At 59.5% G+C, this 17,700-nt stretch carries 16 protein-coding genes and 1 tRNA gene; 7 read left to right on the top strand and 10 right to left on the bottom strand.

The window, feature by feature from the left end; genetic code table 11:
- Positions 1-138: 138 nt before the first annotated feature.
- Positions 139-229, top strand: a tRNA-Ser gene (locus HX801_RS29215).
- A 247-nt stretch (positions 230-476) separates the two neighbouring features.
- Here HX801_RS29215 and HX801_RS29210 read toward each other — a convergent pair.
- Positions 477-1,388: a bifunctional GNAT family N-acetyltransferase/nucleoside diphosphate kinase regulator gene (locus HX801_RS29210; protein WP_177023261.1), complete on the bottom strand. Its 912-nt coding sequence runs from the start codon at positions 1,386-1,388 to the stop codon at positions 477-479.
- A 362-nt stretch (positions 1,389-1,750) separates the two neighbouring features.
- Here HX801_RS29210 and HX801_RS29205 point away from each other — a divergent pair, with 362 nt between their 5' ends.
- Complete coding sequence (locus HX801_RS29205; protein ID WP_003219642.1) at positions 1,751-2,209, top strand: Hsp20 family protein; 459 nt, start codon at positions 1,751-1,753, stop codon at positions 2,207-2,209.
- A 127-nt stretch (positions 2,210-2,336) separates the two neighbouring features.
- On the opposite strand, the gene HX801_RS29200 is transcribed toward HX801_RS29205, so the two are convergent.
- From HX801_RS29200 to HX801_RS29185, 4 genes are all read right to left on the bottom strand, one after another.
- On the bottom strand, positions 2,337-3,665 hold the full coding sequence (locus tag HX801_RS29200; protein WP_003219643.1) for an OprD family porin: 1,329 nt from the start codon (positions 3,663-3,665) through the stop codon (positions 2,337-2,339).
- Between the two features lie 230 nt (positions 3,666-3,895).
- Entirely contained in the window at positions 3,896-4,153 is a 258-nt protein-coding gene (locus HX801_RS29195; RefSeq protein ID WP_003219645.1) for a hypothetical protein, read from the bottom strand.
- Positions 4,154-4,193: 40 nt separating this feature from the next.
- Positions 4,194-5,186, bottom strand: a complete 993-nt coding sequence (locus HX801_RS29190) for a zinc-dependent alcohol dehydrogenase family protein (RefSeq protein ID WP_177023232.1) — start codon at positions 5,184-5,186, stop codon at positions 4,194-4,196.
- 62 nt (positions 5,187-5,248) lie between these two features.
- Positions 5,249-5,551: a helix-turn-helix transcriptional regulator gene (locus tag HX801_RS29185; RefSeq protein ID WP_177023231.1), complete on the bottom strand. Its 303-nt coding sequence runs from the start codon at positions 5,549-5,551 to the stop codon at positions 5,249-5,251.
- 598 nt (positions 5,552-6,149) lie between these two features.
- Between HX801_RS29185 and HX801_RS29180 the strand changes: the two genes are divergently transcribed.
- On the top strand, positions 6,150-6,347 hold the full coding sequence (locus tag HX801_RS29180) for a hypothetical protein (RefSeq protein ID WP_023658951.1): 198 nt from the start codon (positions 6,150-6,152) through the stop codon (positions 6,345-6,347).
- Positions 6,348-6,403: 56 nt separating this feature from the next.
- Here the strand turns inward: HX801_RS29180 and HX801_RS29175 are convergent, their stop codons facing one another.
- The gene (locus HX801_RS29175; RefSeq protein WP_003219652.1) at positions 6,404-6,964 is read right to left on the bottom strand and encodes a fasciclin domain-containing protein; all 561 of its coding nucleotides are present in this window, start codon (positions 6,962-6,964) and stop codon (positions 6,404-6,406) included.
- 191 nt (positions 6,965-7,155) lie between these two features.
- Here HX801_RS29175 and HX801_RS29170 point away from each other — a divergent pair, with 191 nt between their 5' ends.
- Positions 7,156-7,905 carry a hypothetical protein gene (locus HX801_RS29170; RefSeq protein ID WP_032898777.1) on the top strand — a complete coding sequence of 250 codons (750 nt, stop codon included), beginning with the start codon at positions 7,156-7,158 and terminating at the stop codon, positions 7,903-7,905.
- A 15-nt stretch (positions 7,906-7,920) separates the two neighbouring features.
- On the opposite strand, the gene HX801_RS29165 is transcribed toward HX801_RS29170, so the two are convergent.
- Positions 7,921-9,183: an MFS transporter gene (locus HX801_RS29165; protein ID WP_177023260.1), complete on the bottom strand. Its 1,263-nt coding sequence runs from the start codon at positions 9,181-9,183 to the stop codon at positions 7,921-7,923.
- A 243-nt stretch (positions 9,184-9,426) separates the two neighbouring features.
- Between HX801_RS29165 and HX801_RS29160 the strand changes: the two genes are divergently transcribed.
- Together HX801_RS29160 and HX801_RS29155 are read left to right on the top strand one after the other, a co-directional pair.
- The gene (locus HX801_RS29160; protein ID WP_050550296.1) at positions 9,427-10,554 is read left to right on the top strand and encodes an MFS transporter; all 1,128 of its coding nucleotides are present in this window, start codon (positions 9,427-9,429) and stop codon (positions 10,552-10,554) included.
- Between the two features lie 55 nt (positions 10,555-10,609).
- Positions 10,610-11,707, top strand: a complete 1,098-nt coding sequence (locus HX801_RS29155) for a LacI family DNA-binding transcriptional regulator (protein WP_008431528.1) — start codon at positions 10,610-10,612, stop codon at positions 11,705-11,707.
- 108 nt (positions 11,708-11,815) lie between these two features.
- Here HX801_RS29155 and HX801_RS29150 read toward each other — a convergent pair whose 3' ends face one another.
- From HX801_RS29150 to HX801_RS29140, 3 genes are read right to left on the bottom strand one after another with little or no spacing between them, the layout of a single operon-like run.
- Positions 11,816-13,426 (bottom strand): FAD-dependent oxidoreductase, encoded by a 1,611-nt coding sequence (locus HX801_RS29150; RefSeq protein WP_177023230.1) that lies wholly within the window; start codon positions 13,424-13,426, stop codon positions 11,816-11,818.
- Positions 13,427-13,443: 17 nt separating this feature from the next.
- On the bottom strand, positions 13,444-15,231 hold the full coding sequence (locus HX801_RS29145; protein WP_102604522.1) for a thiamine pyrophosphate-binding protein: 1,788 nt from the start codon (positions 15,229-15,231) through the stop codon (positions 13,444-13,446).
- Positions 15,228-15,947: a ThuA domain-containing protein gene (locus tag HX801_RS29140; protein WP_177023229.1), complete on the bottom strand. Its 720-nt coding sequence runs from the start codon at positions 15,945-15,947 to the stop codon at positions 15,228-15,230. The genes HX801_RS29145 and HX801_RS29140 overlap by 4 nt, the downstream gene beginning before the upstream one ends.
- A 288-nt stretch (positions 15,948-16,235) precedes the next feature.
- Between HX801_RS29140 and hisD the strand changes: the two genes are divergently transcribed.
- On the top strand, positions 16,236-17,519 hold the full coding sequence (hisD, locus tag HX801_RS29135) for a histidinol dehydrogenase (protein WP_008431521.1): 1,284 nt from the start codon (positions 16,236-16,238) through the stop codon (positions 17,517-17,519).
- The last annotated feature ends 181 nt before the right edge of the window (positions 17,520-17,700 follow it).

Raw genomic sequence — 17,700 nt, 5'->3', positions numbered from 1 at the left:
AGTTTTGAAACATTCAGTCGCAAGGATCATAACAGACGCTCTGTAACAAGCTATGGCGAGAGTTTGACAGTGTGTTTCATTCGGGTATTATGGCGCCCGCTGAGGCAGGATGAGCTACGCTAATCCTGTGTTGCACAAGGGAAATTGGCAGAGTGGTTGAATGCACCGGTCTTGAAAACCGGCGGACGTTAATAGCGTCTCCAGGGTTCGAATCCCTGGTTTCCCGCCAAAATTTACTCAAGAGCCCCGCTATTGCGGGGCTTTTGCGTTTCTGGGGTTCAGGAATACACCTCTAATCGTTTCCGCATCATTTCAGGCAGTTTTCGCAACTCTGCAAAAAGTGGGCGTCAACGGGTAGGGTTCACTATTTCACCCACGCGCCGATAACCGTCTCGGTTATCAGTTCACGCCGGAGAAGTCAGGCACCCAAGCCGGGCGCGCTGACTGGCGTGATTCGTTACTGAGAAAAGGCGCAATTACAGGTGGAAGTCGCCCGCAGCCTCCGGCTGGTAAAGCACTTTCTTGATCTCAATCCGGCGGGTCCGGTCAGCAATTCGCCAGTCGATGGCGTCTCCCTCCTGATAGCCAAGGATGGCGGTGCCTATGTCGGAATACACGGAATGCTTTGCTGCGTTGCTGTCCGCGTCTTCAGGGTAGACCAAGGCCACTTCGAACTCTTCATCGTCCAGTTGCAGCAAGGCCCTGGAGTTCATCGTGATGACATTGCACGCCACCTGCTGCGGCTTGACGACAATGGCCCGCTCAAGCTCATGTTCGAGTTCAACAACCGCCGGGCCTTGCTCGAACGCGATCAGATCCTCGAGCCTGGCCTTGTCGATTTCAGTGATGTAGATCCTGGTGGAGTCGCCACCGGCGCCTTCGCGCAAGAACTGGAAATAGCGCGCCGCCGTCATGGAAAATGACGTCAATGTCGGCGTTTCGCTCTCCAGCATAAAGCCGCTGCGCAGAAAGGCTTTCAGCGAGCGCGAGTTGTCCGGGTGAATCTTGGCGATGAGCTTCTCGGCCCGCATGTCGAGGAAGGCCAGTTTCATGCCTTCGCGGATCGTGCTGGCGCCCAGGTTCCGGCCCCATTTGTCGCTGTCTCCGATGACCAGGACAATCTCGCAATTTGAGCCGGTCTTGATGAGACGGACAAAGCCCACCGGGGCGTCATGCCGGTCATAGGCCATAAAGAATCTGCCGCCCTGGTTGAATAGATGAGTCAGGATCGGCAACTGAGTCCGATCAATGACTTGCTCAATGGAGCGGGAGACATGACGCGAATCGCTCAGGTAGCAGGTGATGCGTTCATCCTCTAACCAATCCACCAACGTCAGCGCGTGCGCCCGCGTAATTTCAGGGCACAGCGAAATGAAAGGCTTGTTCATCTTGACCACACTTATTTGTAAAGGATTGAAGCCCTTCATGGATATGTCATGGCGGTTCTTCGGCAACCGGATATTTTAAGACATGCCGCGAGTAATGGCGAACATGCCAGAGAGTTCCAAGAAGCCACCGCTTGCTGAACCCGACCCAGGCAAGCACTCAAGAGAAAGGTGGGCTGACTGCGCATCGCAGCCTGAGGGCGGCCTGTCTATCCAACCGAGCAAGCCGTTCCCGGCTGGTACTCAAATGTAAAAATTTTTATCTGCCCTCTTGAAAATTTTCCCGGCGAACATAAATTTTCATCACGCGACGCCGAATGCGGGTCGCGCACTTAATCACTTGGATTTAATCAGGAGATTTTGAGATGGCTACTACCCTTTCGTTGGCCCCTTTGTTCCGTCAATCCGTGGGCTTCGATCGCTTCAATGACCTGTTTGAGTCGGCGCTTCGCAGCGAGGCTCCGAACACTTATCCGCCTCACAATGTGGAAAAGCACGGTGATGACGAATATCGCATTGTCATTGCTGTCGCTGGGCTTACTGAAGCGGATCTGGATATACAGGTCGAGAAGGGCGTTTTGACAGTCGTTGGCGACAAGCGCGAAACCGAGAAAGCAGTCACTTATCTGCACCAGGGCATCGCGCAACGAGCATTTCGGCTGTCGTTCCGGCTGGCAGATCATATCGAGGTGCGCGGTGCTTCGATGAACAACGGGCTGTTAAGCATCGACTTGCTGCGCGTGGTTCCTGAAGAGGCCAAGCCCAAGCGCATCACGATTGGCAGCGGGAAAGAGCCCGAACTGCGTCAGGTTAGTTTGCAATAAGTCAGCGGTAACAAAAAAGGCGCTCTTGGTAGCGCCTTTTTTTGTGTGTGGAATCAAAACGCCTACCGATCAATACCTGGCTACGGAGAGTACCCGGTAGATCCATCAACCGGGCACTCCCGCCTGTTTAGAAGATATTCAACGGGTACTCGGTAATCAGGCGTGTCTGCACCAGATGCCCCCCGGTGGACGCATCACCATCGTGCCAGGCTTCCCTCAGGCGGAAGGACAGCTTCTTGGCCGGGCCACTCTGCACGACGTATTTCACTTCGGCGTCGGTTTCGTGTTCCTGGTCGTTGGCGCCATAGAACCCGGTGTAGGCCGAATTGCCGGGGGTATGCGTACCGTCGATGCCAGCACCGCGAATATGGCGGGCCATGAAGCTCAGGCCGGGGGCGCCAAAGGCTCCCATGTCCAGGTCATAGCGCATCTGCCAGGACCGCTCGCCCGGGCCGTTGAAGTCGGAGTATTGCACCGAGTCAGCCAGGTTGATCGAGTTGCCGTAGCGCCCGGCACCGACGCCGGCATTGGTCTCCCCAAAGCCGACGTAGTCGAACGGCTCGTCACCATGCACTTTCTGCCCGGCCAGGGTGAAGGTCTGTGCACCCAGGGTGTAGGCAGCCGCCAGCGAGGCTGCGGTGGTGTCGATGGTCCCGGCCTTGGCGCTGCCGTCGTCCAGTGTGCGATAGAGGTTGAAGTCCAGCGCGACGGATTGGTCATCGGTCAGTGGATGAACAAGGTTCAGGTTGACGTAGTACTGATTCCACACGTCTTCCAGGTGTGCTCCGTACAGCGACGCGGTGAATTCCTTGCTGAACTGGTATTTGCCGCCCGCGAAGCTGGCCGACGACGCTTCCACGCCCGCATAGCTGGCGAGAATGTCGCCGCTGCGCGAGGTGGTGGTGGTACCGGTGCCGGAGGTGTAATGGCCGGCCTCCAGGTTCAGGCCGGTGATTTCATGGCTGTCGATCTGGAAGCCTGTTGCGGTCTGTGGCATCAGGTAGTTATCGGCGGTGGCGAACACCGGCGACGTAGGCTGCAGGTCGCCGACCTTGAGCGTGGTATTGGAAATACGGAACTTGACGTCACCACCAGCCTTCGCGAAGCCATGATCCGGATTGCCATTGGCGTCGGACGGTATGTTCGGGCCACCGGCGCGGTCGGTGTCCCCGTCGATGCGCAACGCCAGGTCGGCAAACGCATCAATGCCGATGCCAATGGTGCCTTGAGTGAAGCCCGAGCTGTAGGTCGCCATCAGCGCCTGGCTCCAGTCACGGGTGTGGGCGCCGTTGCCGTTCTGGTTCCAGAACAGGTTGCGGTTGAGGATATTCAAGCTGCTGTCGGCGACAAAGCCCTTGGAGTCGGACTGATCGCTGGCATAGCTCATGGCCGGCAAGGCAAATGCCAGCGCCACGGCCAAGGTATTGAGCTGAAGTAACGGTTGACGTTTTTTCATTATATTTTGCTCCTGTGCACGAGTTCGTGTGGGAGCATTAAGGCGACAGCCCAGGCCATCAACAAATGAAACTGGATGAAGGTTTTGATATCCCTTTTACCAAATTCCAGGCAAAGAAAAGCCCGCGATGGGGAGTGCGGGCTTAAAGGTGTTCACTTAGGAGCTGGAGTGACGATAAGCGCTCGAGTGTGAAAGGGATGTGAAAGGCTGTTGGGTGCGTAGCGTATTTATCACGAGTGATCCTCTCCTCGCACAATCCTTCCGGCCTTCACCTCATCCGCGTACCCGCTGAGCTTTTCCTGCTGAGCCGCGAGCAGTGCACCCATCTTCATCAGGGCGACTGCTTCGTCGGGTGATTTGGCGACCCCGGCGATAGTGGCCAATTGATTGACCGACCAGGCGATAACGGCCGTCGCATCTTCGAGGTCGTAGAACAGTTCCTGCTGTGCGGTCCTTGGGCCGTCGAGCATTTCCATCAGTTCTGCCATTTACCCGTGCTCTCCAAAAAAGTGGTTCAGTGCGATCAGCTCAGGCACCGTTGCGCCAATCCTCCTGTAAGCCGGCAAACACGGCAATCGCGATTTTCCCTTGAATGCCGTTGTTGGGGCTTTCAAGGCGGGAATGGGCGAGCGGGATGTCAGCAAGGGAATAGACCGCGCCGACGTATGGCCGCAGTTGACCGTTTGCTATCAGTGCGCTCATTTCATCCAGCTTACCGCGGTTCTGTCGTGTGAAAACGAAGTGATAACTCGCGTTCCTGCCCCAGGCCTGGACGAGGTTCTGGGGGTGCGCCGTGTCCACAATCGTGACCACGCGACCCAGTTGCGCAAGCGCGTCCGGGCTACGGGACAATGTGGTGCCGCCGATGGTATCGAACACCACATCAACGCCACGGCCACCCGTTTCCCGCAGGATGGCGTCGACGTAATCTTCCTTTTCGTAGTCGATGATTACGTCCGCGCCCAGGCTTCGCGCGAACTCGACATTGACGTCGCGTACGGTGGTGAACACCTGGGCGCCAATGGCTTTCGCCAGTTGGATCGCCACATGGCCGACGCCGCCCGCGCCGCCGTGCACCAGGATGCTTTCTCCCACCCTGAGGGCTGCACGCACCACCAGCGCTTCCCAGGCGGTCCCGCCGACCAGGCTCAGGCTTGCTGCTTCAAGGTGACTCAGGGCAGGGGGCTTCTTCCCGATAATGCCTTCGGCCGCCACGTGGTATTCGGCATAGCTGCCGGGTCCGTCAAATATTTGCGGGGTGTACCAGACTTCGTCGCCTGGCGCGAAGGACGTAACCCCTGGCCCGACTTCCTCAACGACCCCCGATACGTCATGCCCGGTAATCGCCGGTAGCGGCACCAGGTCAGCGTAGTCGCCACGTCGGACCTGGTAATCCAGCGGGTTGATGGAGGTTGCGTGTACGCGGACCAGGACTTGCCCCGTGTGCGGAACGGGCTTGGGAACGTCGCGAAGTTCGAATGATTCCGGGCCGCCAAATGACTTGAGTATCAACGCCTTCATTGCATTTCCTCGTTTCGACAAAAAGGGATATCGCGAAATCTCGATATTCTGTGATAAAAAAACTACAAATCTTTCCCTATGATCTCGGCAAGCCTGCGGATGGTGGCTTCATTGCGCTTGTAGTAAGTCCACTGGCCGATGCGCCTGACTTCGACCAGGCCCACCCGTTGCAGCGTTGCCAGGTAACCGGACACCGTCGACTGCGAGAGCCCGATGCCTTCCTGAATACTGCTGACGCACACGCCCACCGTGTGAACGTCCCCTTCATCTTGTGCAGGGAAGTTCTTCTCGGGGTCCTTCAAACCTTTCAGGATTTCGAGGCGTGTCTGGTTTGAGAGGGCTTTGAATATTTCGAGTAATTCCATGGCGCGATCATATCGAGAATTATCGATATGTCAATGTGTGTCAGACATAACGGGTAGTCAGTTTCAGGCCTCACCGGAGGCGGCGACCAAGGACCTGTCGCGCTGCGGGCCTCTGAGCTATAACAGTGTAAAAGCACAAAAAACAAACACGTTTCCGGGCTGTTTTCAGGAGAGAACTCATGAGCGCCATGGACGCGGGGCAAGTGGTGCCTGGCTACGTAACCTTCGTCGGGCGTGAGGCATCGTGGGCCGGACGCCAGTTCATGAGCTTCAGCTATAGCGTCAATGGGCAGCACTTTCACAAGTCTCTCAACGAGACGGTTGACGCTTGGTCAACGACGGCGCTTCGTAAAGCCTCGTATGGCTTGCGAGTGGGAGACCCGGTGTCTGTCTGGTGTTCTCTCACCGACCCCGAGGTGTGTTGCATTGGCGAAAAACCAGCAGAGAAACCCGCGATCCTGCGGTGGATAGAGTCTCTCGGAGCGTTAGGGCCGTTATGAAATTGATCCCCACCGTTCGTCCATCGGCCGGCACTCGCGACACCGCATCGTTTCTCATGTTCAAGCACGGACATCCCGCGCTAGAACGGAGAGCCAGCATGGAAATTAACGAGAAGGCCCCTGGGAATGTATCCCAGCAAGGCGTAACGCGCGGTACAGACAATGAAACCGGGCATGATCCTCGGCGCGATCAACCTGAAGCGCCTCTACCACCGGACGATGATGCCCCTCTGGAAGAGGATATGTCGGATGTGGATGCAGCTGATTCTGTCGCGAGTGAACACCCCGACAACTGAAGCATCCGAATCAGCCCGACGCACACTGCGTCGGGCTTTTCGGTGTCAAGCGACGATTACGGCATCAGCACCGAATCAACCACATGAATCACGCCATTGGACTGCATCACATCCGCAATGCTGATGCTGGCCTTGCCCCCCTTGGCATCCACCACCCACAGTTTGCCGTCATGCAGCTTGATCGTCAGCGACTCACCCTGCACGGTTTTCAACATCACGGTACCGCCGTTCTTCTTGGCGTCGGCCATCAGTTGTGCAGAGGTATGAGTGCCAGCCACCACGTGATAGGTCAGGATTTTTGTGAGATCGGCTTTGTGCTCAGGTTTCACAAGCGTATCCACGGTGCCTGCGGGGAGCTTGGCGAAAGCTTCGTTGGTCGGTGCGAATACGGTGAACGGGCCTTTGCTGTTAAGGGTATCCACCAGTCCGGCTGCCTTGACCGCCGCCACCAGAGTGGTGTGGTCCTTTGAGTTGACTGCGTTTTCGACGATGGTTTTCGTCGGATACATCGCCGCGCCGCCCACCATTACGGTGTCGGCGGCAAAACTTAGGGATGTGGTGACGGAGAGGATCGTAAAGCAGGCAACGGCAGCAATTTTTTTGTAGATGGCGTGCATGATGTATCTCCTTGGTGCTTGTGCCCTCCGGGTGAGGGTATTGAATCTACGTACCAAGGATCAAAGTGGATGCACCTCTGGAAAAATTATTGGTTTGCCGCCCTCACTGCACTTTTTCCCGTTCTTCCGATCTATCTCTGTCCCGACCACACTAATTTCCGGCGTGGACAGCAGACCCAGACCTGGTGCCGATGGATCGCACGTTACCTGTTTTTATCACCCGATGGATGCGTCAGCCGCTGTGGCTGGCTGCGGTTTTGATGCTTTGCGCCAACGGTTGCAGCCAGCAGCAGGGGCGCGATATTGCCACGCAGTTCAGCAACGGCAAGCCCGACGAGTTCTTCCAGACCAGCGTTGATCGCATGGCCACCCTGAGCATGCGCGACAACCTGCAAAGCCTGTATCTGCTGATGAGCAAGCTCTACCTGCGCAACCCCAACCAGTGGCGTCAATCGGGTTACACCGACGCGGTGACCGCCGCCCGGCAAATCCGCCAGGCCATCGAACTTCGCCAACCGCTACCTGCCCTGGGGGATCGTCGCGACCTGGCGGCGCTGAGCTATTCCCTGAGCCCGGAGTTTCGCGGCGACCGGGTAGGCGCCTTCATCTACGCGATCGGCAGCATGCTGGTGACGGCACACGGCGGGCGCACCGAGTTTTATATAACGGACTCGATCAACCCGCAGTTCGTCAGCAATGCCGCGCGCAATATCGAGAAGGCCACCTGGCTGCTCAGTCAGCGCCAGGATGCCAATGGCTCGCTGTTGCTGTTCTCCAACGAGATCTCGGAGGCGGGCAGCAACCTCAGCTTTGCCGTGGAGTTCGGCAAGATCGTCGCGCGCCTCGACCTGTTGACCCAGATGCTCGACGAACGCTACCGGCGCATCGGGCTCAACTACGCGCAAAGCTTGCTGCTGATGAATTTCCTGCCGGTGCAGTGACGATGCGGGCCTCCCTCACCCCTCGGTTTGCGCTTTGCCGCGGGCAACGGTTTTCTTCGGCGCGCGCATCAGCAGTGGGCCGAACGTCGCGAGCAAACCGAGCATCACCAGCGGGAAGAACATCAGCTTGCTCAGGCCGAAGTTGCTGACGATGACGGTGATGACGGCGGGGCCCACCAGCATCCCGGAAAATCCGATGCAGTTGACGATGCCGATATTGCGCCCGGCATGTGCCGGGTCCCGGCGCCCGGCGGCGGAGATCATCAACGGTGCGATGCACGAAAGGCCGAGGCCAAACAACGCGAAGCCGACAACGCCGGTCACGGCCGTACCGCCCAATATCGTGGTGATCATGCCGAGGACGCACAACGTACCGCATCCAAACACCACCTGCGCATTACCGAACGCAGCGGCCAGGCGGTCGCCAAAAAGGCGCCCCACGAATGACGCACCGACGAACAGTGAGACCGCCATGCCTGCGGTCGAGGTGGTGGTCGCGAACTCCCGGCGAATGTATTCCTGGCCCCAGTCGGCAATTGCGTTTTCGCCCATCATGCTGCCCAGCAGCAAGGTGCCGAGAGCGATCATCACCAGCAGTGTCTTGGCCGAAGGGCTCTTGCCGGTTTCGTCCCGGGATTGGGTGCCGGCTTGCCAGTCGTCGAGCTGGGCGTCGGGCACATCATGCTTGCCCAGCAACCATCGGCTGAACACACAGCCCAGAATGAACATCGCCAGGCCCAGTACGGTGTAAGGCACCAGCACGCTGTCGGTGTAGAACCGGGTCAGCCAACTGCATGCCATGCCCAGCAGGAAGCCGCCCAGGGAATAGAAGGCATGGAAGCCGGACATGATCGAGCGTCGATAAAACCGTTCAACCTGCACGCCGTGGGCATTCAAGGCGGTATCCAGGGCGCCGCGCAACAGCCCCAGCACAGAGCCGAAACACAGCGCAAACCAGAAACCGTTGACGAAGCCCAGCGGGATAATCGAAAGGGGATAGGCGAGGGCGCCAAGGGTAATTACCGGCTTGGCGCCGAAGGTGTCCAGCAGCCGCCCGACCAGCAGCGCACCGGCTGCGGAACCGACACCGACCCCGAGGGCAATCAGGCCGAAACTCGAGTCCCCGAGTTCTCCCGTCAGGCCAAGCTGGGTCCTGAACACGCTTACACCGGTGGACCAGATGTACATCATGGCGCCGATCATCATGAAGCCGAGAAAGGTGGCGATACGTGCCTTGCGAATACGCGGGGGGATCGGGGTTTTCTGGAAAGTGCTTATCACGCTGCATGGTCCCTTTTGTTTTTGTGGGGTGGTTATGCAATTTTGGGTTATACGAATAACCTTGCGGAAGTAAAACCTGCACCCTGTGGGCTGTCAATGCTTTATCAATCCAGAATATGTAACAGTAACAAGGCAGTGGCTGGCGCTTGAGTTTTAAGTTATACGTATAACTCCAACTGTTCAGGTATTGGGGTTTCCGTGTCGTCTCAAGAGTTGTTATTGCCGTGCTCCACGCCGCATATGTCGGCCTACCGCTTGACGTTTCTGCTGTCCGGCCTGTGCATGGGCGCCTGGGCGCCGCTGGTTCCCTATGCGCGCAGCCGGGCCGGGGTGGACGACGGCGCATTGGGCATCCTGTTGCTGTGCCTGGGCCTCGGCTCACTGGTGATGATGCCGCTGGCGGGCATCCTGAACGCCCGCAAAGGTTGCCGCTTTACCATGCACATCGGCATCGCCCTGGTGTTTCTGACGCTGCCTCTGCTGGCGACCACACATTCATTCTTGGGCTTGATGTTTGCCCTGACCGTGTTCGGTGCAGGGTGCGGCGCAGTGGATGTGACGATGAACGTACAGGGCGTGATGGTTGAGCGTGCGACCGGGCGGTCCTTGATGTCGGGTTTTCATGGCTTGTTCAGCCTGGGCACGATTGTCAGTGCGGCGGGGATCACCGCGCTGCTCTGGCTGGGCGCCACGCCGTTGCTGGCCAGCAGCGCGGTGATGGCGGCACTGGCTGCGTTTGTCCTGAGTTACGGGCGCCAGATGCTCGGGCGCAGCGGCGAAGAGGGCAGCCCGATCTTTGTGCGGCCCACGCGTAAAGTCCTGGTGCTGGGGGTGCTGTGCCTGTTCGCGTTTCTGGCCGAAGGTGCGATTCTCGACTGGAGCGCGGTGTTCCTGACCCAGGTGCGTGATGTCGAGCCTTCCATTGCAGGCCTGGGCTACGCCTGCTTCGCCGTGATGATGGCGTTGGGGCGCTTGAGTGGCGACCGGATTCTGCTCAGGCTCGGCGCCCGGCTAGTACTGGTGGGCGGTGGCCTGATTGTAATCCTGGGCTTTCTCACGGTGGTGCTCGCGACGAACTGGCAGGTGAACCTGGTGGGGTTTGCGGTCATCGGCATCGGTTTGGCCAATATCGCGCCGGTGTACCTGTCGCTGGCGGGCGCGCAAAAGACCATGCCGGGGGAACTGGCGATTGCCGCTGCCACCAGCCTCGGTTATCTGGGTATCCTGATGGGCCCGGCGGTGATCGGCTTGTTCGCCCACGCGACGAATCTATCCTGGGCGCTGCTGGCGGTTGCCTCGCTGATGGTCGCAATCATGTTCAGTGCCACACGACTGGTTCCGAAGGTTTCCCCTCAACGGGTACACTGAGCGCCTGTTTTTTCATGACCTCGCATGAGGTTTCAAAAGGATTGGGAAGCAAGCGATGGCCGTTTCAATGAAAGACGTAGCACTGGCGGCAGGGGTGTCCCAGCCTGCGGTGTCTTACGCTTACAACCGACCTTCCAAACTGTCCCCGGCCCAGCGCGAGCATATCCTCGAGGTGGCCGCTTCATTGGGCTACCCGGGCCCCAATGTGCTGGGCCGCAGCCTGCGCTCGGGCAAGATCGGCGCCATCGGGTTGATGATGATGGACAAGTTGTCCCTGGCCTTTGCCGACCCGTGCACCATCGCCATGCTGCGCGGCATCAGTGAAGTGGGCGAGTTGGAAAATGTCGCACTGACACTGTTTCCGCTCAACAACAACCGCCTGGTAGGCCGGGGCCCGGCGGCGAGCCACGGCAGCCTGGCCCTGCGCGGGCTGGTGGATGGCCTGATTATCTCGACCCTGCCCGATGATCACCCGGCGGTGCTGGCGGTGGTGAAGCACAGTATTCCGTTCGTGGTGATCGACTCGCCGCTGGTCGAGAATTCGTTTTTTGTCGGCATCGACGATCGCGGTGCGGCTCGCACGCAAATGCAGCATCTGCTGGACCTGGGCCACCGCAAGATCGGCGTCATCATTGACCGCCTCAACCCGGATGGTTACCGCGGCCCGATTGACCTGCAACGCTTCAAAAGTGCCAGTGAGCGGATTGTCCGCGAACGCCTCACCGGTTACGTGGAGGCGGCCACCGCCGCGGGCCTGGCGTTTGAAGACCTGAGCGTGATCGAGGCCGGTGGGCTGGATTCCACGTCCGGCCAGGCCGCAGCGTTCACATTGCTGACCTCCAACGACGTCACGGCAGTGGTGGCGTGCTCGGATGTGATGGCGATTGCCTGCATGAAAACCGCCCACGCCCTCAGTCGCCAAGTGCCGCAGACACTTTCGGTGATCGGCTTCGACGATATTCCCGAGGCGGTGCAGCTCGGGTTGACCACCATTGCCCAACCCATGGTGGAGAAGGGCGTGTACGCCGCACGCATGCTGACCGAGCAATTGAATGCCCCGGCTGATGCGCCGCTGGCGCCCGAGCAAAAGATTTTCGCCACCAAGCTGGTGGTGCGTACCTCGACCCGCAGTATCCAGCAGGCAGACGCCTGATCCCGTTGGTAAGGGATCGCTGTAGGAGCGGGCTTGCCTGCGATGGCATCGACTCAATACCACTGACAGACCGAGTCGACTGCATCGCAGGCAAGCCAGCTCCCACCTTTACCCGGGCTGCCCCTTGAAGTGTGCCGCTACTCTGAGGGCATTCGCCGCGATGGTCAGTGCCGGATTAACCGCCGCCGACGACGGGAAGAACGAGCTGTCCACCACCCATACATTCTCCAGGTCATGCAGCTTGCAGTTCAGGTCCAGCACGCTGGTGGTTGGGTCCTTGCCCATCACGGCAGTGCCGCACTGGTGGGAGTTCGTCGCGATGCCCATGCGCGCCTTGAGGATCAGCGGATACCCTGCATCACGCATGGTTTGGGTGGCCTTGCTCACCAGTCCTTCATGGGCCTTGAGGTTGTTCGGCGTCCAGTGAACCTTGATCGCACCGCGCTGCGCGTCGTAGGTGACGCGGTTGTCCTGGGTCGGCAGATCTTCCGAGGTCAGGTACAGGTCGACGCTGTGGTCAGTGATATAGCGTGAAGCGAATTTCGGCAGCCAGGGCCGCATGGCACTGATCATCGGCTCGCGGATTTTCCCCAGCATCTGCACGTTACCCAAGGGGAATGCGTTGTGCGGGCTGGCGCTGTACCAGTCGTTGATGGCCAGGGTTTTCTGGAAGGTCACGTTGTTCTTGCGTCGCGGGTCCACCGCCAGCATGAAGGTGCTGTTGTGCACCATGTAGTTACGCCCCAACTGCCCAGAGCTATTGCCCAGGCCATGAGGATGTTGAGCGTTCGCAGACTTGAACAGCAATGCCGCACTGTTGACTGCGCCGCACGCCAGCACGAAGCGTTTGGCACGCAGTGTCACCTCGCGTCCATCGAACAGACCCCGCGCTTGAGTCACGGTTTTGCCATCGTTATCGGTGTTCAGCTGCCGGATCGTGGTGCGAGTCATCAGCCGAATGCTGCCACTGCGCAGGGCGGGCCTGAGCGCAGAAACTTCAGCGTCGGCCTTGGCCTCCACCAGGCACGGATAGCCATCGCAGGTTGAGCACAATACGCAATCGCCGCCATCGCCATAGTCCACCGCCGCCGGCATCACGAACGGCTTGAGTCCGGCACGCTGCATGCTTTGTTCCAGCGCAACCAGGGCCGGGTCGTGCTTGAGTGCCGGTTGCGGGAAGGGTCCTGAACGCCAGGGTGCGCTTGGGTCAATGCCGGCCTGGCCATGCACGCGGTAGAGCTTTTCCGCTTCGGCGTACCAGGGTTCAAACTCGGCGTAGCTGACGGGCCACGCAGGCGACACGCCCTCGGCATGCTGGATCTCGCCAAAGTCCGCCTCGCGAAACCGTGGCAGCATGGCGCCGTAGAATTTGGTGTTGCCGCCGACGTAATAAAACACCCCCGGCGAAAATGCTTGGTTGGCCTGGTCCAGCCACGGTTCGGCATTGCGATAGCGTCCTTGGCCGAACACCGCTTCAGCGCTCCAGTTCTGGATTTCCCGGGGCAGGAAATCCCCTCGTTCGACGATCACAATATCCAGCCCGCTGTCACGCAGGGCATGGGCGAAGGTCGAACCGCCCATGCCCGAGCCGATAATCACCACGTCACAGTTGATCGTGCCATCTGCATCAGGTGTCACCACGTCGAGGGCGCGCGGTTCGCGCGGCGCCCCCGGTTGTGGATTCAGCTCTGCATGATGCGAAATCAATGCATCACTCATGTGAGCCGCTCCGGCATTTACAGGTGTTGTTCGGAATTACGGATTTGCCAGTACTCATCCTGGCGTTCGTCGGTGATGTATTCCGGAATCGGGAAGTCCCACCAGCCGGGCACCCAAGGGCCAGCCGCATCGCGGTCGGTGGGTACTTCGATCAGCACCGGCACATTCAAATCCAGCGCTTCCTGCAGGATAGGCTCAAGGTCTTCCGGGCGCTCCACACGGTAGGATTTGAGGCCGAAGGCTTCGCCCACCGCCTTGAAGTCCGGGCTGTAGGGCGTGCCGTCCGGGTGGTTGAACTCAGTGCCGATATGGCGGCTGGTCTGCTTGCGCTGGCCACCGCGAATCGACATGTAGCCGGCGTTGTTCTGGATCAGGAACACCACAGGGATATTGTTGGTCACGCAGATCGCAATTTCCTGGGAGGTCATCAGGAAATCGCCATCCCCGAGGATGCACACCACCGGCTGGTCAGGCGCCGCCAGCTTCGCACCGATGGCCGCAGGTACGGCCCAGCCCATGGACGAGAAGCCGCCGGAGGTCAGGTGGGTACGTGGCGTATAGACCGGGAAGGTCTGCTTGACCGCGCCCTGGGTGTTGCCCGAGCCAACCACCACGATGGTGTCCCGCGGGAACACTTTGCGCAGCGCGCCGAGGGGGCGTTGCGAGGTGAACGGAAAGCGATCGGAGTCACGACGGCCCGCCAGTTTGGTTTCCCATTCTTCCTGATAACCGCGCAGGTCGCTCAGGTACTCTTCGCGCTCAACCGTCTCGCCTTTCAGGCTTTCGACAATGGCGGCGAGAGCGTATTTGGCGTCGGCACAAATGCCCACGGTCACCGGGTAGTTCTTGCCGATTTCATGCGGGTCGATGTCGATGTGGATCAGCTTCGACGGCGGGATCGCGAAGGTCACGCCCTTGGCGTAGCTGGACGACGACCAGTCGGTGAAACGGCAGCCCACGGCGATGATCACGTCTGCGGTGGACGCGACTTTATTGCCGCACAGGGTGCCGGTCTGGCCGACACTGCCGGCGAACAACGGGTGATCTTCCGGGAAGCCGCTCTTGCCGTTCCAGGTGGTGACCACCGGGATCTTCCAGGCTTCGGCCAGGGCGAACAATTCCGCGCTGGCTTCGCCGGTAATCACGCCGCCGCCGATCACCAGCACCGGGCGCTTGCTCAGTTTCAGCTCTTCCACTGCGCGTGCGGTGGCTGCCGGGTCCGGGAAGCATTTGCCGATCGGGGTGCGCTCTTCGAGGGCATGCAGGGTCACTTCAGCGGCCTCGGCCTGCACATCCATCGGGATTTCCAGGTGCACCGGCCCCGGGCGTCCGGTGACCATTGCGCTCCAGGCGCGGTGCATCATGAACGGCAACTCTTCAACACGGGTCGCCACCCAATGACGCTTGGTCACGGCCTCGGCGATTTTCGGGAAGTCGTTGTCGGTGTAGCGCTCCAGCTCCTGCAGCAAGCCATGGCCACGCATGTGGGTGGGTGGCCCGCCGGTGATCAGCATCAGGCTGGTGGAGTCGGTAAACGCGGTGGCCATGCCGATTACCGTGTTGGCGGCGCCGGCACCGATGGACGTCACTGCCGCCATCGGCTTGCCGCTCACCCGGTAGTAACCGTCGGCGAGGTGCACCGCGCTCTGCTCATGGAACACCTGGATGAACTTGAGCTTGGAGTCTTCTTCGAGGAAGGCGTCGGTCAGGGTCCAGATACCGTGGCCGGGAATACCGGCGACGTATTCGACGCCATAGTTTTTCAGGGTTTGAGCCACGATCTGGCTGCCGGTCAATTTAGTCATGACAGGACTCCTTGGGTTGATGAAACGGAGGGGGTTGCCTCGGCGGTACTGGCTGCACGCCCGCGTGTCGCCCAGTTCAGGCCTTGCTTGGTCAGGCGGCGGATATTCGGGTCGGCGAGGTTGCTGGTGTCGTGCCCGATGGAGTGATAGAACACCCGCCCCTGGCCCCACTGGCGCACCCAGGCCGCCGGGCTGCGATGGCCGTTGAGCCAGGGGAAGGGGTTGCCGTCGAAGGTGGTTTCAGCCAGCACATGAATGTTCGGGTCGACCTGCATGTAGTACTGCTCGGACCGTACCTCGAAATCCTCGACGCCCTGGGTCACCTCGTGGCTGTGGTCGATGACGTTGACCTGGTACGGGTGGGGAAAGCCTTCACCCATCGGGTGTTCGAGGAATGAGCCGCCGAGCACCCAGTGATATTTGAGGCTGGCGCGAAACGCCGCGCCTGCGCCGTGCCAACCCACCAGGCCGGTGCCGCTTTCGATCGCTTCCAGCAGGCGGTTTTCCTGGGACGCGGTGAGCGTCTCGGTAGTGACGGCGTTGTTCCAGCCGATCACGATCAGGTCATAACCGGTCAAGTCCCTGTCCAGTGTGAAGATGTCGGTGGACTCTTCGACCTCGAAATCCAGTTCCTGGAAAACGGTGCGCGCCCATGCCGCAATTTCGTAGGGGAAATGGCCGGGCCAGCCACCGAATAGATACAAGACTCGACTCACGGTTGATCACCTCTTTACGTTGGGTGTGATTGTTAGGTTATACGTATAACCGCTTATTTAACCTATCACTCCGAATCCCTAAGTCAATGGGGCTTACATGTTTTTCATCGGGGGTTATACGAATAACGTCAGCAGCCCGCCGCAGTGCTTCAACACTGCGTCTGTGTTGCGTCAGGTTGCGTCACCAATAGGGAGGCTGCGAAATTGCCCGGGGCAGGGGGGTAGGAAAAGATGGTTGCCAATGCCGGGGGCATGTCGCGTGCCCTCAAGAACCACCTGGAGCCACTGATGATTCGTTACCTGAAAACGCCTAAACCGGTCGAAGCCCAAGCCGAGATTGCCGCCCAAGTCCGCGATACCGTTGAGCGCATCATCGCCAACGTCGCCCGTAACGGCGATGCGGCCGTACGTGAATACTCGAAGCAGTTTGATCAGTGGTCGCCTGTATCTTTCCGGCTGAGCGACGAAGAAATTGCCGCCTGCGTGGCGAGCCTGTCCGAGCAGGAAATCGGCGATATCACCTTTGCCCAGGCCCAGGTCCGGCGCTTCGCCGAGGTGCAAAAAGCCTCGATGCACGATGTGGAAGTCGAGACCTTGCCTGGCGTGATCCTTGGGCATCGCAATATTCCGGTGAACTCGGTGGCTTGCTACATTCCGGGCGGCAAGTACCCGTTGCTGGCGTCGGCGCATATGAGCGTGCTGACGGCCAAGGTGGCCGGGGTGAAGCGCGTTGTTGCGGCCGCGCCGCCGTTTGATGGCAAGCCTCATCCGGCCATTGTGACGGCGATGTATTTGGCGGGTGCCGATGAGATCTATTGCGTGGGCGGGGTGCAGGCGATTGCTGCGTTTGCGTTGGGCACCGATACGTTCAAGCCGGTGGATATGATCGTTGGGCCGGGTAATGCGTATGTGGCCGAGGCCAAGCGTCAGTTGTTCGGCAAGATTGGTATCGACTTGATTGCCGGGCCTACAGAGACACTGGTGATTGCTGATGACAGCAGCGATGTTGAAATCATCGCTGCCGATTTGTTGGGGCAGGCGGAGCATGGGGTTAATTCGCCTGCGGTGTTTTTGACGAACAGTGCGGAGTTGGCGCAAACCCTGCCGGCGGAGATCGAGCGGCAGTTGGCGATCCTGTCCACCGCACCGGTTGCTTCTGTCGCCTGGCGCGACTATGGCGAAATCATCCTGTGCGACAGCGTCGACGAGCTGGTGCAGGAAGCCGATCGCATCGCCTCCGAGCACGTGCAGGTGATGACCCGCGATCCGTTGTATTTCCTGGAGCACATGACCAATTACGGCGCGTTGTTCCTTGGTGAGCGCACCAACGTTTCCTATGGCGACAAGGTGATTGGGACCAACCACACATTGCCTACCACCGGGACTGCGCGGTACACCGGCGGGCTGTGGGTCGGCAAGTTCATCAAGACGTGCACGTATCAGCGGGTGCTGACGGATGAGGCTTCGGTGTTGGTAGGGGAATACTGCTCGCGGCTTTGCGGGATGGAAGGGTTTGCGGGGCACAAGGAGCAGGCGGATATTCGGATTCGTCGTTACAAGAAGCACGGTTGAGGGTACATATCCGTTGTTTGGGTAACGGCCTCTATTGGTTCCGCTCTTACAGCGGCTCACTTTTGAAGAGCGCAAAAGTAAGCAAAACGCTCTTGCCCCACCACTCGGCTCCTCGCTTAGGCTCGGAGTGCCCTCACTCCGGCTTTGGACCGTGGGCCGCCGTCATGGGCCATCCTTGGCC

The organism is Pseudomonas sp. G1002, from assembly GCF_013385455.1.
GTDB lineage: Bacteria > Pseudomonadota > Gammaproteobacteria > Pseudomonadales > Pseudomonadaceae > Aquipseudomonas.
The sequence above is the reverse complement of the archived record's forward strand: the minus strand, read 5'-3'. Positions and strand labels throughout refer to the sequence as shown.